Here is a 14,672-nt window from a genome sequence, read left to right on the forward strand (position 1 = left end):
GTTTCCTCGGGCATCGCCATTCTTTTGCAGGCCGCGCGGACTGCAGGCATTACACTCTTGGGCGTATGCGGTTTCCCCAACCGCCCCTTTCTTTTGCCGCCAGGCCGACGCCGGGCAGAAAGCGACTCTCTCTTACCGTGACCGACACTTCCTTTACCTCCCTGCCCCTGCTCCCCGCCCTGCTCGATAATCTGAAGAGCCTGGGTTTCGAGCAGATGACGCCCATCCAGGCTCAGAGCCTGCCGCTCATCCTGGAAGGCCGCGACCTCATCGCGCAGGCCAAGACCGGCAGCGGCAAGACTGCGGCCTTCGGCCTGGGCGTGCTGCAAAAGCTCGATCCCACGCGCTTGACTCCGCAGGCGCTGCTGCTGTGCCCCACGCGTGAACTGGCGGACCAGGTCGCGCAAGAGCTGCGCCGGCTGGCGCGCCAGATTGCCAACGTCAAGATCCTGACCCTTTGCGGCGGCGCCGCCGCCCGTCCGCAGGCCGAATCGCTGGCGCGCGGCGCGCATCTGGTGGTGGGCACCCCTGGGCGCATCCAGGATCACCTGGCGCGCGGCAGCCTGGACTTGTCCGGCCTGAATACGCTGGTGCTGGACGAGGCCGACCGCATGGTCGACATGGGCTTTTATGACGACATCGTGGCGATCGCCTCGCATTGCCCCACCAAGCGTCAGACCTTGCTGTTCTCGGCAACCTATCCCGACAACATCCGCAAGCTCAGCGCCCGCTTCCTGCGCAACCCGGCCGAGGTCAAGGTCGAAGCCTTGCACGATGCGAGCCGCATCGAGCAGATCTTCTACGAGATCGACGAGCGCGAGCGCCTGGACGCGGTCGCCCGCCTGCTGGCGCATTTCCGCCCGGAATCCACCCTGGCCTTCTGCAATACCAAGATCCGCAGCCACGACCTGGTCGAACGCCTGCAAGCCGAAGGCATCAGCGCCCAGGCGCTCAACGGCGACCTGGAACAGCGCGAGCGCGATGAAATCCTGATCCAGTTCGCCAACCGCAGCTGTGCCGTCCTGGTAGCCACCGACGTGGCCGCGCGTGGCCTGGATATCCAGAACCTCGGCGCAGTCATCAATGTGGACGTGACCAAGGACACCGAGGTCCACGTGCATCGCATCGGCCGCAGCGGTCGCGGCGAACAGAAAGGCCTGGCGCTCAGCCTGTGCTCGCCAGAGGAAATGCGCTGGGCGAACCTGATCGAGCAATACCAGGGAGCGCCGCTGGTGTGGGGCGACATCAAGGCGCTGCGGCCCAAGGCGGACCGCCCCCTGCGCGCGCCCATGATCACCCTCTGCATCCAGGGCGGCAAGAAAGACAAGCTGCGTCCCGGCGATCTTCTGGGCGCCCTGACCGGCGACGGCGGCCTGACATTCGAACAGGTCGGCAAGATCAACATTACCGAATTCACGTCTTACGTCGCGCTGGACCGCCAGATTGCCAAGCAGGCCTTCTCGCGCTTGTCCAACAGCAACATCAAGGGCCGGCGCTTCCGCATGCGCTACCTGGAGGAATTCTGAACCCGGCCCGCGACAAGAACTTGATGATTTTGCTCGGGTTTTGCAATAATGGCGCGGCCTGCCCTGGCGGCCGTCTTGCCCGCGATCATCGGGGCGCGGAACCAAAGGCTCACAACCTGTTCCAACGGCCGCGGTCCCCTTTCAACCAATAGAAGAGAAACTCACCATGATCAAATCCGACGACACCGGCAAGCTGATCCTGCGCCTGACCCTCGGTATTCTGATTCTGCTGCATGGCCTGTTCAAGCTGACCGGCGGCGGCGTCGGCGGCATCTCCGGCATGCTGTCCTCGCATGGCCTGCCGGGCTTCCTCGCCTATGGCGCCTATGTCGGCGAAATCCTCGCCCCTGTCCTGATCATCGTCGGCATCTACACCCGCCTGGGCGGCCTGCTGATCGCCATCAACATGGTCGTGGCCATCCTGCTGGCTCACTCGGGCCAGATCAGCAGCCTGACCAACAACGGCGGCTGGGCGCTGGAACTGCAAGGCATGTTCCTGTTCACTGGCCTGGCCATCGCCTTCATGGGCGCCGGCCGCTTCAGCCTCGCCGGCAACGGCGGCCGCTGGAACTGACAGCCGTAACACGGCGATACGCGGAACAAGGGGGTCGCCGAGGCGGCCCCCTTTGCTTTTGCGCGGACATTGATACGAACGACATCGACGGTCACGCAGACGCAAACATCCGTCACCCGAAAGCTGTTTCGGAACGATTACAGTCCAGAACCCTGGAGACCCGCATGTGGCCTAATCCTGACGAGCGCAACAAAGGCGTGAGCCACGCCAGGCGCTCGGCAGGAGTCGCAAATGAAAAAGAGTCTGTTGCTGATGCTGGCCATGGCCAGCGCCTTGACCGGATGCGTGGTCGTGCCCGCAAGGCCGGCCTATTACCGCCCCGCGCCCGTGTACTACACCCCGCATTATTACTACCCGGCATACCCAGCCCCTCATTACTACTATCGTGGCTATTGATCCGCGCGCCGATTGCGCCAAGGAAAGACCATGAATACCTACTCCCGGATCCTCCGCCCACGCCCTTGGGTCGCCGCAGCCATGCTGGCGGCCTGTGCAGGCGCCGCCGCCCAGACCTACGCGCCGCCGCCCGCGCCCGCGGCCCCCGTCTATGACGACGGCGACCCGGCCAACGCCAATCTGGCTCTGGTGGAGCGCAGTCCCCAACCGCCGCCACCGCTGCCCGTGTATGTCCAGCCACCCGCGCCCGCAGACGGCTACATGTGGGTGCCCGGCTACTGGGGCCTGAACCGCTACGGCTTTTTCTGGGTGCCCGGCGCTTGGGTGCTCGCGCCCTACCCTGGCGCGCTCTGGACGCCGGGCTATTGGGGGTTCAACAACGGCATCTACCTCTGGAATCCTGGCTATTGGGGCCCCCACGTGGGCTTCTATGGCGGAATCAATTACGGTTTCGGCTACAACGGCCTGGGCTACGTGGGCGGCTACTGGAAACGCGACCGCTTCTACTACAACCGGTCCGTGACGAACGTGAACGTCACCCGCGTAACCAACGTCTATAACCACACCGTGGTGGTGAACAAAGTGGACAACCGCCGCGTCAGTTACCACGGCGGCCCGTCGGGTATCCGGCGCGATGCCGACCCCCGCGAACTCGCCGCGCGCAAGGAACGCCATTCCCCGCAGACGGATGTCCAGCGCGGATACGTCCGCGATGCCGGCAACAACCGGGCGCAGTTCTACGACCATAACAAGGGGCGTCCGCCGCAGGCATTCGTCGACCATGGCAGGCCAGCGGAGGGGCAGCGTCCAGGCGATGGACGCGACGGCCGTGATTCGCCTCGCGGCAACGGGCGCGACAACCGCGGCGGCGAACAGAACAATTTCGAGCGTGGTGACGCGCAACGCGGTCGCGATACGCCGCCCGGACAGCAAGGCCGCCCGCCTCAAGCGCAGGGCCAGCAGGCACGCGATCAACAACGTGACCCGCAGGCCCAGCAACAGGCCCGCCAGCAACAGCAACGCGACCAGCAGGCCCAACAGCAGGCACGCCAGCAACAGCAACGCGACCAGCAGGCCCAGCAGCAAGCCCGCCAGCAACGCGACCAGCAGGCCCAGCAACAGGCGCGCCAGCAACAGCAACGCGACCAGCAGGCCCAGCAGCAGGCGCGCCAGCAACAGCAACGCGACCAGCAGGCCCAGCAGCAGGCACGCCAGCAACAGCAACGCGACCAGCAGGCCCAGCAGCAGGCACGCCAGCAACAGCAACGCGACCAGCAGGCCCAGCAGCAGGCACGCCAGCAACAGCAACGCGACCAGCAGGCCCAGCAGCAGGCACGCCAGCAACAGCAACGCGACCAGCAGGCCCAGCAACAGGCCCGCCAGCAACAGCAGCGCGACCAGCAGGCCCAGCAACAGGCCCGCCAGCAACAGCAGCGCGACCAGCAGGCCCAGCAGCAAGCCCGCCAGCAACAGCAACGCGACCAGCAGGCCCAGCAAGCACGTCAACAGGGCGGCGGCGACGGCCGTGGACGGGATCAGTCACGTGGCGACGGAAACGGTCGAGGTGGGCCAGGCCGAGACTAGGACCGACATCGTCCGCGGGCGGCTTGCTGGACCCTCGCCGCCCGCGGGGCTACAGTAGGCCTGTTCCCGCGACGCCCCCGAGATTTCTGGAGATTCCGATGAAGCGCATTGCCCCTTGGTTGTTGCTCTGCGGCCTGCTGGCCGGCCCCTCGGCCCAGGCCGCGCTGGATGTGGGCGCCCCGGCGCCTGACTTCAGCACTCAGGCATCACTGGGTGGCAAGGTATATACCTTCTCGTTGAGCGAAGCGCTCAAGCAAGGCCCGGTCGTCCTGTATTTCTTTCCCGCCGCATTCACCCAGGGCTGCACGATAGAAGCGCACAACTTCGCCGAGGCCACGGACGAGTACAAGTCCCTGGGCGCCACCGTGATCGGCGTATCGACCGACAACATCGACACCCTCAACAAGTTCTCGGTCAGCGAGTGCCGTGGCAAATTCGCGGTTGCCGCCGACGGCGACGGCAAGATCATGAAGTCCTATGACGCCGTACACGACAAGCGTCCCGAATACGCGCAGCGAATCTCGTATGTGATCTCACCGCAAGGCAAGATCCTGTACGAATACACCGACATGAATCCGGATTCCCACGTGGCCAACACGATGCGCGCGCTGCGCGACTGGAAGGCCAGGCAGTAAGGAGCTAGTGGCGGGTTGCCCCGCACACTAGTTGAACGGCCAAACCGGCGGGTGCGTGCCCGGCGGACTGGACGGACGAGTCCAGCGGGCCGGTGTTTCGGAGAACTGCGCGGCGTGGCGCAAGGCCACCAATTCGCCAAAGCCCGAGGGCTCGGTCTCCAGCAAACCCGCGAAACCAGGCATCGGACAAGCCAGCCCGCCCTCGACCCGGCCCAGATTGCGCAGCCAATGCGCGGTCTGAGCCAGCGACACGCGCACGTGCCAGCTGCCACCTTCCGTTGCCTGCCGCGCCAGCGCGGCCTGGGCGCCAAAAGCCATCAGGTAGCCGGACGCGTGATCCAGGATCTGCATGGGCATAGGCTTGGGGTCGTCCTGGCCCGCGGCCTGCGCCTCGGCATGGTTGAAGCCCGTGGCGGTCTGCACCAAAGAGTCGAAGCCTCGGCGGCCCGCCCATGGGCCTTGCTCACCATAAGCCGACAATGACACATACACAATGCCAGGGCGAATGCGCGCGGCGTCCTGCGGACCAAAACCCAGCGCGGCCAGGCCGCCCGGACGGTAGCCTTGCACGAACACATGCGCGCTGCGCAGCAGGTTGCCCAGCGCGATCCGGCCGTCAGCCGTGTCCAGATCAGCCAGTACCGACAGCTTGCCGCGGCTGGTGTCGATGATGTTGTCGATATTGGGCAGATGCGGGGAGTTGACCAGCATGACGTCGGCGCCGTATGCCGCCAGCGCCCGGCCGCAGACCGGCCCGGCAATGATGCGGGTCAGATCCAGCACCCGAATATCCTTGAGCGGCTTGGCCCCATGCCCGTACTTGGGCAAGGGCCGGGAGTCCGCCTCGCCAATACGCTCGATGGTCAGCAAGGGTTGCGCGGCCACAGCCATCGCCTGCGGGTGACGGTCCCACTCATCGAAGCTGCGCATGGCGGCCACCGGCAAGCCCGCATCGGCAGCCACCTGCTCGAAGTCCAAGGCCTTCCAGCGGCTCAAGGCGCGTTCGACCACCGCGCGGGTGGTGCCTTCGCCCGTGGGACAGCCCAGCAGCGCCAACGCCCCATCGCGATGATGGGCGAAGTTGGCGTGTATGCGAACCCAACCGCCGTCGCCGCAGCGGTACAAGCCGGTAATGGGATCCCAGGGATTGGGCGTGACGCCGTTGATGGTGTAGTGGCTGCGGCATTCCTGGGCCGCATGCAACATGTCGACGCCGACCTGTTGGCGGGCACCGCCCCGCAAATGCCAGATTTCGGCCGCGGCCAGCGCGGCCGCAGCCATGCTGGCCTGCGCCGCCGTGCCGACGGCGAAGGAAGATGGGAGTACCGGATCGGCGCCAGTCAACACCACATGGTCCAGCGATTCATCCGGCAAATCGACCGAGCGCCAGAGCTTTTGCAAAACGTCGCGGGACGACTTGCCTGCAGGTGTGCGGCCCCTCAGAAAAGACGGGCGTAGGTCCATCAGATTTCCCATAGCGTTCATCTTGCTCTAGTCGTTTATTTGAATTACATGGCGGGGCCCAGGCCGCGTCAATATGCGCGGCGCGCCAGCGTGTTTCATGGTTTGACCGCAAAGCGCCGCGATCCGGCCGCGCCGCGCGGATTCCCCTGTGGAGCCTGCCAGGCGAGCCCTTGTCGACAAGGACACATCTACTCGTAGTTTTTACATCATCTTCCAAGCCCGGCCTGCCGGCGTGCCGCTCGCAGCGGGCCCAATATAGAATGCCTGCCTCACCGGCCCGCGCCTGGCGCGTGCCCCATCCCGCCCTGGATCGCCCATGAATACGCTGCTCTGGCTGCGCACCGACTTGCGCGCGCATGACAATCCGGCTCTGGCCGCAGCCGCCGAGGGCGGCACCGTAACCGCCCTGTTCCTGGCCGCGCCCGGCCAATGGCGCCTGCATGGAGACTCCCCGGCCAAGGTGGACTTCTGGCTGCGCAACCTGCGCGAGCTTGCGCGGAACCTGGGCAAGCTGGGCATACCATTGCGGCTGCTGACCGTGCGCGACTGGAGCCAGGCGCCGGACGCACTGGCGGATTTCTGCCGGACCCACGCCATCGGCCATGTGCATGCCAACGCCGAATGGGCCGTCAACGAACGCCGTCGCGACGGCGCCGTCGCCGACCGCCTGCAGGCCGAGGGAGTGAACTGGACGCTGCACCATGGCGCCTCGCTCCTGCGGCCCGGCACGGTGCTTACCGGCAAGGGCGATTGCTATCGCGTCTATACGCCGTACGCCCGGGCCTGCCGCGAGCGGCTGCGCACCGCACCGCTACGGGCCGTGCCTGCCCCGCGCCCGCAAACCCCGCCGCCTTGGCCGGCGGACCCGCTGCCTGCGGGGTTTGAGGGTTTCGACACCCCAGCCGAGCCGATCCGCGCGCTGTGGCCCGCCGGCGAAGATGCGGCCAGCGAACGGCTGGAAGCGTTTGCCGATGGCGTCATCGATGCCTACCAGGAAGAACGCGACTTTCCCTCTCTGCCCGCCACCAGCTGCCTCTCGCCCTATCTGGCTGCAGGCGTGTTGTCCCCCGGACAGGCGCTGCGCGCCGCGCTGGCCGCGAACCACGGCGAGGTGGAAGGCGGCAAACGCGGTGCGGCCACGTGGATCAATGAGCTCCTCTGGCGCGAGTTCTACCAGCATCTGCTGGCCGCCCACCCGGCCCTGTCCATGCACCAGCCCATGAAGCCGGAGACCGCCGCCGTACCCTGGCGAAATGCGCCTGACGACTTGCACGCGTGGCAACAAGGCCGTACGGGTATCCCGATCGTGGACGCGGCCATGCGCCAATTGCTGGCGCTGGGCTGGATGCACAATCGCCTGCGCATGGTGACGGCCATGTTCCTGTCCAAGAACCTGCTGCTCGACTGGCGCCTGGGCGAAGCCTGGTTCATGGCCCATCTGGTGGACGGCGACCTCGCCGCCAACAACGGCGGCTGGCAATGGAGCGCGTCCACGGGCGCGGACGCGGTGCCCTACTTCCGCATCTTCAATCCGCTGTCGCAGTCGCGCAAATTCGATCCAGACGGCGCGTTCCTGCGGGAATGGCTGCCGGAACTGGCACACCTGGACAACCGCGCCATCCACGATCCCAGTCCCATGGAGCGCGCGGCCGCCGGCTACCCGCATCCCATCGTCGACCTGGCGCAAAGCCGGCTGCGCGCGCTGGAAGCGTTCTCAGGGCTGCCGGCCGCCTGAGCGTTCCTTCCCTGCGCGCGTGGCAGCACCGGTATCGCCCGCCTTTGACGTAAGTCAACGCTGCCTGCGCCAGCGTCGCCGATGATCGGTCTGCAAATCCCACCAAACGCCGCTCGCAGGGACGACCCACCATGCGCGACCATCCCCAGGTCCTGGACCCGGAATACACGCTGCACGACGAACAGTGCCTAATCACCCGCACCGACGCGCGCGGACGCATCATCTATGCCAATCCAGCGTTCCTGGAGGTCAGCGGCTACACCCGTGAGGACCTGCTCGGCAACGGCCATGACACGATGCGCCATCCCGACATGCCGCTGGCCGCCTATGACGATCTGTGGCGCACCATACAGCAGGGACAGTCCTGGACGGGCGTCATCAAGAACCGGCGCAAACATGGCGGCCACTATTGGTCGCTGGCCAGCATCACCCCTGTCGTGGAGCGCGGCGTGACCGTCTGCTATGCCTGCGTGCGCGTCAAGCCGACGCGTGCCCAGATCGACGACGCGGACCGGGCCTACCGGCGCCTGCGCACCGGCATCACCCATGGATTGCGGCTCAGCGCGGGGCGGATTCGGCCGGCAGGCCTGTTGGCCCGCCTGCGTGATTGGCGGTCGGCGGGCATACGCGCGCGCATGCTGGCCTGGGCTGGCCTGGCGTCCGCGCTGTTCCTGGCCGCAGGCGGCATCGCGCTGCGTGGCATGGCCGCGGAAATGAATGCCGGGGAACTGGCCGTCGCGGTCGCCGCCCTGGCCGCAGGAGTGTTCGTAATCTTCGCGTCGGGCTGGGCGTATGCGCGCTCGCTATCAAGGTTGTTGGCCACGGCCACCGAGTTCACGCGGCAGATCGCGGCCGGCAACCTGGGCACGCCGCTGGCGCCGGGCAACCTGGTCGACGAGATCGGAGCACTACGGTTTTCGTTGGAAGCCACGCGCAGGAACCTGGTCGGCCTGGCGCGCGACGTACACAGCGGCATCGCGGACACAGCGGCGAATAACAGCGCGCTCTCTTCCGGTTCCAGCGATCTGCGCCATGCGATCGAGGTCTTCCGGATCAGGCGCGGGGCGCCGCGTCCTTATCCAGGCGCTTGATGAACACCTGCAATTCTTTCACCACTTGCTGGTCGCCGCGGGCCTGCGCGGCCTGCAGGCCCGATTCCCAGGCCGCCCGCGCGCCGTTCTTGTCGCCCTGGCCAAGACAGGCCTTGCCCAGCCACTTCCAGGCCACCGAATAGGCAGGATCGAACGCCAGCGCAGCGCGCAGGTGCGTCTCGGCCTCGCGAAAGCAGTCTTGCTCCGCATAGGCCTTGCCCAAGGAAAAACGCAGCAGCATGTTGTCCGTGCCCTTGGCCAGCATTGCTTCCAGGCGTTCGATCATTCCTTCCATCAGCGGCCTCCTTCAGGCGCATGACAATTTGCCAATGCCCACATGATAGGACGGCATCGTCACCGGCCACGCAAAGGCCCCGCGACGCGCTGGAGAAAAACGGGAATTGGAAGACATCCGTTTCGCTTGGTTTCAAGGCGCAAGCCTGCGGAATTCGCGGGCGGCTATCCTGTCATACCTCGAGTTCGTCTCCGGAAGGTGCCGCTTCATCATGCTCTTGCGCTCCCGCTTTCTCCGCGTCGTACCCTTGCTGCTCCTGCCCATGGCAGCCGGCGTGATGGCGCAGCCGGACCTCGACGCCAAGGTTCGCGACGCCGCGCTGGTCAATCGCATCACCTGGGGCGCCACGCCGGCCGAACTGGCCCGTATCCAGGAAATGGGCGCCGAGCGCTATCTGCAAGCACAACTGCATCCCGCCGCGGAAGGCAAGCTCCCGCCAGAGGTCCAGCAACGCATCGATGCCCTGACGATCTCGCGCTACTCCGACGATGCCGCCCGCATCAAGCAACTCCAGCTGCGGCAAGAAGCAAGAAAGCTGCCTCAACCCGAACAGCTCAAGGCGCTGCAAGCTGCCCGCCGGTACTCGCTGCGGCGGGCGGCGGAAGTCAACGACCGCGCCGTCTGGCGGGCGCTGTACTCGCGCAACCAGTTGCAGGACCAGATGACCTGGTTCTGGATGAATCATTTCAATATCGACCTGCAAAAGAACGACGCGGGCATTTTTCTTTCGCAGTACGAGGACCGCGCGATTCGTCCGCACGCCTTGGGCAAGTTTCGGGACTTGCTGAAAGCCACGATGCGTTCGCCGGCCATGCTGATCTATCTGGACAACACGCAGAACGTTGCGGGCAAGATCAACGAAAACTACGCGCGCGAACTGATGGAGCTGCACACGCTCGGGATCGGCGGTGGTTACTCGCAAACCGATGTGCAGGAACTGGCCCGCATTCTCACCGGCATGGGCATCGCCGCCACGCGGGAACCTCCCAAAGTCCGGTCCGAATGGAAGGCGCAGCTCGTTCAGGAAGGCTTGTTCCTCTTCAATCCGGCGCGCCACGATCAGGGGGACAAGACTTTCCTGGGTCATCGCATCGCCGCCGCGGGCATTCGGGAAGTGGACGAAGCCGCCGACCTGCTCGCCCGCAGCCCGGCCACCGCCAAGCACGTCAGCGGCAAGCTGGCCACCTACTTCGTGGGGGACAATCCGCCGGCGTCGCTGGTCAACAAGATGAGCAAGGTTTTTCTTGCCACGGACGGCGATATCGCGGCCACGCTGCAAGCGCTGTTCGCGTCGCCCGAGTTCGCCGCCTCGCTGAAAACCGGCGTATTCAAGGACCCGGTGCACTATGTCTATTCTTCCATGCGGCTCGCCTATGGCGACTTGCCGCCCATCCTGAATCCCAAGGTGGGTCTCGGCATGTTGAAGCTGCTCGGCCAGCCCTTGAATCAGCGCCTCACTCCGGATGGATACCCAATGGGCAAATCGGATTGGTCCGGGTCCGGACAGATGTCCGTGCGCTTCGAAGTCGCCGGCTCGTTGATTGGCGCGCCCAAGGCTCTCTATCAGGAAGAAGATGAGCCGCTGGCCGATCCGCCACGCATCCCGAATCTTTTTAAAGCCAACGAAGGCAATGGCCTTTTCGCAAACCTGTCACCCGCCACGCGCGAAGCCATCACGCAAGCCAAATCGCCCAGGGACGCCAATCTGTATTTGCTGTCCTCGCCGGAATTCATGCGCCGCTGAGATCAGCGGGCGCCGCCAAGATCAAGGAGACCTTCATGGACCGCCGCCGCCTGCTGCAATTGATGGCCGCCGCCCCGTTGGTGCTGGGAGGCCACCGCCTGTACGCCGCTCCCGCCGCTTCCGGCAACCGCCTGCTGGTCGTGTTCATGCGTGGGGCATACGACGCCACCAATCTGCTCGTGCCGGTCACGAGCGACTTCTACTATGAATCCAGGCCCAGTATCGCCATTGGCCGTCCTGGCGGCGGGCCGGGCTCAGCCCTGCCGCTGAGCGACGGCTGGGGCCTGCACCCCGCGCTGGGCGAAAGCCTGTTGCCGTTCTACGAACGGCGCGAGCTTGCATTCGTGCCATTCGCCGGCACCGAGGACGCCAGCCGCAGCCATTTCGAAACCCAGAACGGCATCGAACTCGGCCAAGGCGCCGGCAAGGGCGGCAATTACCGCTCCGGTTTTCTTAACCGGCTGGTGGCTGCGCTGAATGCCGGCCGGGTCCAGCCCGCCGCATTCACCAGTGAAGTGCCGCAAATCTTCCGAGGCGACGAGCGCGTGCCCAACGTCGACCTGATGGGCGCCGCTCGCAAATCGCGCCTGAGCGCGGATGACAACCGCATCATTGAATCCATGTACCGGGACACGGACTTGCACGCTTCTGTCTCGGAAGGGCAACGCGTCATGGGCGCCGCCCGCGAGGAGATCGAGGCCGAAATGCAGGCAGCCAGCGGCAGCGCCGTGTCCCCGGACAAACTGGAGCAGGAAGTGCGGCGCATCGCGCGCTTCATGACCGACCGCTACAACCTGGGATTCGTCGACGTCGGCGGCTGGGACACGCACGTCGGCCAGGGCGCCGCGAACGGCCCGCTGGCGAACCGCCTGGGCCAGCTTGGCCGCGCCTTGGCAGCCTACGCGGACGCCATGGGCCCGGCCTGGAAACAGACCACCGTGGTGGTCATCAGCGAGTTTGGCCGCACCTTCCGGGAAAATGGCAACAAGGGCACGGACCACGGCCATGGCACGGTGTATTGGGTCATGGGCGGCAATGTGCGCGGCGGCCGCATTGCCGGCAGGCAAGTGGCGGTCAAGCGCGAAACGCTATTCCAGGACCGCGACTATCCCGTGCTGAACGAGTACCGCGCCTTGTTCGCCGGCCTCTTCTCGCGGCTGTATGGCCTGGACAAGGCGCGTCTGGCGCAGGTGTTTCCCGGCATCTCGCCGGTGGACCTGAAGCTGGTCTAGCCCGCATCGCACCCCACTAAAACCAAGGGTATACCCTTAATGTAAACAGGGATTTCCCCGCCCGACGGGGGCGCGCTGCCCTAGAATTCCGCCCTTGCCCATTCTTTGTTGCCGGGACTTTTCTTTTCGTCCCCGCCCACCTCCCCATGCCCCTGCACCTCATCGCGCTGGCCGCCGCCGCTTTCGGCATCGGCACCAGCGAGTTCGTCATCATGGGCCTGTTGCCCAACGTCGCCGACGACCTGCGGGTCAGCATCGACGTCGCGGGCCTGCTGATCACCGGTTACGCCATGGGCGTCGTGATCGGCGCGCCCATCATGGCAATCATCACCGCCCGGTTGCCGCGCAAAGCCACTCTCATCGGCCTGGCCAGTACTTTCGTGATCGGCAACCTGCTGTGCGCGCTGGCGCCGAACTATGGGCTGCTGATGGCCGCCCGCGTATTCACGGCGTTCTGCCACGGAGCCTTTTTCGGTCTGGGCGCCGTGGTCGCCGCCGATCTGGTGCCGCGCAACCAGCGCGCCAGCGCCATCGCGCTGATGTTCACCGGGCTGACGCTGGCCAATGTGCTGGGCGTGCCCCTGGGCACCGCACTGGGCCAGGTGGCAGGATGGCGCTCGACGTTCTGGGTGGTCAGCGGAATCGGCCTCGTGGCCGTGGCCGCGCTCGCTGCCTGGCTGCCCTCGCGCATCCCCATGCAGCCCGGAAATATCCTGCGCGAATTCAAGGTGCTGCGGGACGCGCGCGTGGTCTGGCCCCTGGCCGCCAGCGTGCTGGCCTCCGCCGCCTTATTCTGCGTGCTGACCTATATTGCGCCGCTCTTGCGCGAAGTGACCGGCGTGTCCGAGCGCGGCGTCACCGGCGTGCTGCTGCTTTTCGGCGTGGCGCTCACCGTAGGCAGCACCCTGGGCGGCAAGCTAGGCGACCGCAACCTGGAGGTATCGCTGCGCCGAATCTTCATCGGCCTGCTGCTGGTGTTCCTGGCCCTGAGCCAGGCCGTGCACGCACTGGCGCCCATGCTCGTCACGACCTTTATTTGGGGCGTGCTGGGTTTTGCCGTGGTGCCGCTCCTGCAGACCCTGATCGTGGACCAGGCGGCCGACGCGCCCAACCTGGCGTCCACCCTGAACCAGGGCGCGTTCAACCTCGGCAACGCGGGCGGCGCATGGCTGGGCAGCGTGGCGCTGGGCCATGGCCTGCCGCTGACCGACCTGCCCTGGATGTCCGCAGGCATCACCGCCACCGTCCTGCTGTTGACCCTGTGGGGCACGCGCTACTACGGCCGCAGCGAGGGGGCTACACTCGCAGGACAAGCTGGCGCGCTGACGCCCTCGCGTTCCGAGACCTGACCAGGGCCTGTTCACATAGGAAGGAGCCCGCATGAGCACGATCTACGATTTCTCCGCCCGCGCCATCGACGGCACGGAGCAATCCCTGGACACGTACCGCGGCCGCGTGCTGCTGATAGTGAACGTGGCGTCCAAATGCGGATTCACGCCGCAGTACGCAGGCCTGGAAGAGCTATACCGCTCGCTCCATGACGATGGCTTCACCGTGCTGGGCTTTCCCTGCGACCAGTTCGGCCACCAGGAACCCGGCGACGAAGCCGAGATACGCAAATTCTGCAGCACGCAATACGACATCACTTTTCCGCTCTACGCCAAGATCAACGTCAATGGCGATGACGCGCACCCACTGTATCGCTGGCTCAAAGGCGAAAAGCCCGGTGTCTTCGGCACCGAAGGCATCAAGTGGAATTTCACCAAGTTCCTGGTCGGACGCGACGGCCGCGTCATCAAGCGCTACGCGCCCACCGACACCCCTGCCGGCCTGAAGGACGACATCGAAAAGGCGCTGTCCGCGCCCGTCTGAGCTCCCGCCCACGTACGCCTCAACGCAGCGGCGGCAGCCGGCGGCGCACTGTGTGCGACTTGACGATGGCGGTGTTGGTTTCCGCGAACTCGGTCACGCGCTCCAGGATGCCATCCAGGTGCGAGATCGACCGCAGCACCACGCGGGCGATGAAGCAATCGTCGCCCGTCACCTTGTCGCATTCCACGAACTCCGGAATCTCCTGGATCAGCCCCTCCACGTGACGCAACTGCCCCGGCAAGGGGCGGATGCGCACGATGGCCTCCAACGTGTAGCCCAGCGCCACGGGGTCCACGTCGAGGGTATAGGCCCTGATCACGCCAGACTCTTCCAGCCTGCGCAAACGGTCCGCCACGCTGGGCGCCGACATCCCGACCTGGCGCGCCAGGTCAGCGGTGGTGGTGCGCGCATTGGCTGTCAGCGTCTCTACCAGGCGACGATCGATGCCGTCCAGGACCGGGTTTTCACTTTTTAGGTCGTTTTGCATAAATTCCACCTAAACAAAGGTTTCACGATCGATTCAC

14 protein-coding genes are annotated in these 14,672 nt (G+C 65.7%); 11 read left to right on the top strand and 3 right to left on the bottom strand.

From position 1 onward, the window contains the following. Window positions 1–137 precede the first annotated feature (137 nt). From dbpA to CEY08_RS13455, 5 genes are all read left to right on the top strand, one after another. Complete coding sequence (gene dbpA / locus CEY08_RS13440) at window positions 138–1,526, top strand: ATP-dependent RNA helicase DbpA (protein WP_063640799.1); 1,389 nt, start codon at window positions 138–140, stop codon at window positions 1,524–1,526. A gap of 166 nt (window positions 1,527–1,692) precedes the next feature. Then, window positions 1,693–2,100, top strand: coding sequence for a DoxX family protein (locus CEY08_RS13445; protein ID WP_042793369.1), 408 nt, complete (start codon window positions 1,693–1,695; stop codon window positions 2,098–2,100). Window positions 2,101–2,331: 231 nt separating this feature from the next. Next, on the top strand, window positions 2,332–2,496 hold the full coding sequence (locus tag CEY08_RS29970) for a hypothetical protein (RefSeq protein WP_164794580.1): 165 nt from the start codon (window positions 2,332–2,334) through the stop codon (window positions 2,494–2,496). Between the two features lie 30 nt (window positions 2,497–2,526). Next, on the top strand, window positions 2,527–4,080 hold the full coding sequence (locus CEY08_RS13450) for a BcpO-related WXXGXW repeat protein (protein ID WP_088607692.1): 1,554 nt from the start codon (window positions 2,527–2,529) through the stop codon (window positions 4,078–4,080). 98 nt (window positions 4,081–4,178) lie between these two features. Continuing rightward, on the top strand, window positions 4,179–4,715 hold the full coding sequence (locus tag CEY08_RS13455) for a peroxiredoxin (protein WP_042793367.1): 537 nt from the start codon (window positions 4,179–4,181) through the stop codon (window positions 4,713–4,715). A gap of 27 nt (window positions 4,716–4,742) precedes the next feature. Here the strand turns inward: CEY08_RS13455 and CEY08_RS13460 are convergent, their stop codons facing one another. After that, window positions 4,743–6,191 carry a CoA transferase gene (locus tag CEY08_RS13460; protein ID WP_063961798.1) on the bottom strand — a complete coding sequence of 483 codons (1,449 nt, stop codon included), beginning with the start codon at window positions 6,189–6,191 and terminating at the stop codon, window positions 4,743–4,745. A 304-nt stretch (window positions 6,192–6,495) separates the two neighbouring features. On the opposite strand from CEY08_RS13460, the gene phrB reads away from it, so the two are divergent. Together phrB and CEY08_RS13470 are read left to right on the top strand one after the other, a co-directional pair. Then, complete coding sequence (phrB, locus tag CEY08_RS13465) at window positions 6,496–7,914, top strand: deoxyribodipyrimidine photo-lyase (protein WP_063961799.1); 1,419 nt, start codon at window positions 6,496–6,498, stop codon at window positions 7,912–7,914. A 131-nt stretch (window positions 7,915–8,045) separates the two neighbouring features. After that, window positions 8,046–9,005 carry a methyl-accepting chemotaxis protein gene (locus tag CEY08_RS13470; protein ID WP_076813136.1) on the top strand — a complete coding sequence of 320 codons (960 nt, stop codon included), beginning with the start codon at window positions 8,046–8,048 and terminating at the stop codon, window positions 9,003–9,005. Here the strand turns inward: CEY08_RS13470 and CEY08_RS13475 are convergent. Beyond that, window positions 8,968–9,300, bottom strand: a complete 333-nt coding sequence (locus CEY08_RS13475) for a hypothetical protein (protein ID WP_076813134.1) — start codon at window positions 9,298–9,300, stop codon at window positions 8,968–8,970. The two genes, CEY08_RS13470 and CEY08_RS13475, sit on opposite strands and share 38 nt — an antisense overlap. A gap of 211 nt (window positions 9,301–9,511) precedes the next feature. Here CEY08_RS13475 and CEY08_RS13480 point away from each other — a divergent pair, with 211 nt between their 5' ends. From CEY08_RS13480 to CEY08_RS13495, 4 genes are all read left to right on the top strand, one after another. Further along, window positions 9,512–11,044 carry a DUF1800 domain-containing protein gene (locus CEY08_RS13480; RefSeq protein ID WP_076817636.1) on the top strand — a complete coding sequence of 511 codons (1,533 nt, stop codon included), beginning with the start codon at window positions 9,512–9,514 and terminating at the stop codon, window positions 11,042–11,044. Between the two features lie 35 nt (window positions 11,045–11,079). Then, window positions 11,080–12,276, top strand: coding sequence for a DUF1501 domain-containing protein (locus CEY08_RS13485; RefSeq protein ID WP_076813131.1), 1,197 nt, complete (start codon window positions 11,080–11,082; stop codon window positions 12,274–12,276). 146 nt (window positions 12,277–12,422) lie between these two features. Then, window positions 12,423–13,625: an MFS transporter gene (locus CEY08_RS13490; RefSeq protein ID WP_063640805.1), complete on the top strand. Its 1,203-nt coding sequence runs from the start codon at window positions 12,423–12,425 to the stop codon at window positions 13,623–13,625. 31 nt (window positions 13,626–13,656) lie between these two features. Beyond that, window positions 13,657–14,148 (top strand): glutathione peroxidase, encoded by a 492-nt coding sequence (locus CEY08_RS13495; RefSeq protein ID WP_076813128.1) that lies wholly within the window; start codon window positions 13,657–13,659, stop codon window positions 14,146–14,148. A gap of 19 nt (window positions 14,149–14,167) precedes the next feature. Here the strand turns inward: CEY08_RS13495 and CEY08_RS13500 are convergent, their stop codons facing one another. Continuing rightward, window positions 14,168–14,635: an Lrp/AsnC family transcriptional regulator gene (locus CEY08_RS13500; RefSeq protein WP_042793362.1), complete on the bottom strand. Its 468-nt coding sequence runs from the start codon at window positions 14,633–14,635 to the stop codon at window positions 14,168–14,170. Window positions 14,636–14,672: the final 37 nt, after the last annotated feature.

The sequence above is a fragment of the Achromobacter insolitus genome, assembly GCF_002209555.1.
In the GTDB taxonomy this organism is placed as follows: domain Bacteria; phylum Pseudomonadota; class Gammaproteobacteria; order Burkholderiales; family Burkholderiaceae_B; genus Achromobacter; species Achromobacter insolitus.

What these genes read in the sequence shown, in the direction of transcription:
- CEY08_RS13445 (WP_042793369.1), top strand. Translation starts at nt 1,693, where the DNA reads ATGATCAAATCCGACGACACCGGCAAGCTGATCCTGCGCCTGACCCTC.
- CEY08_RS29970 (WP_164794580.1), top strand. Translation starts at nt 2,332, where the DNA reads ATGAAAAAGAGTCTGTTGCTGATGCTGGCCATGGCCAGCGCCTTGACC.
- CEY08_RS13450 (WP_088607692.1), top strand. Translation starts at nt 2,527, where the DNA reads ATGAATACCTACTCCCGGATCCTCCGCCCACGCCCTTGGGTCGCCGCA.
- CEY08_RS13455 (WP_042793367.1), top strand. Translation starts at nt 4,179, where the DNA reads ATGAAGCGCATTGCCCCTTGGTTGTTGCTCTGCGGCCTGCTGGCCGGC.
- CEY08_RS13460 (WP_063961798.1), bottom strand. Translation starts at nt 6,191, where the DNA reads ATGGGAAATCTGATGGACCTACGCCCGTCTTTTCTGAGGGGCCGCACA.
- phrB (WP_063961799.1), top strand. Translation starts at nt 6,496, where the DNA reads ATGAATACGCTGCTCTGGCTGCGCACCGACTTGCGCGCGCATGACAAT.
- CEY08_RS13470 (WP_076813136.1), top strand. Translation starts at nt 8,046, where the DNA reads ATGCGCGACCATCCCCAGGTCCTGGACCCGGAATACACGCTGCACGAC.
- CEY08_RS13475 (WP_076813134.1), bottom strand. Translation starts at nt 9,300, where the DNA reads ATGGAAGGAATGATCGAACGCCTGGAAGCAATGCTGGCCAAGGGCACG.
- CEY08_RS13480 (WP_076817636.1), top strand. Translation starts at nt 9,512, where the DNA reads ATGCTCTTGCGCTCCCGCTTTCTCCGCGTCGTACCCTTGCTGCTCCTG.
- CEY08_RS13485 (WP_076813131.1), top strand. Translation starts at nt 11,080, where the DNA reads ATGGACCGCCGCCGCCTGCTGCAATTGATGGCCGCCGCCCCGTTGGTG.
- CEY08_RS13490 (WP_063640805.1), top strand. Translation starts at nt 12,423, where the DNA reads ATGCCCCTGCACCTCATCGCGCTGGCCGCCGCCGCTTTCGGCATCGGC.
- CEY08_RS13495 (WP_076813128.1), top strand. Translation starts at nt 13,657, where the DNA reads ATGAGCACGATCTACGATTTCTCCGCCCGCGCCATCGACGGCACGGAG.
- CEY08_RS13500 (WP_042793362.1), bottom strand. Translation starts at nt 14,635, where the DNA reads ATGCAAAACGACCTAAAAAGTGAAAACCCGGTCCTGGACGGCATCGAT.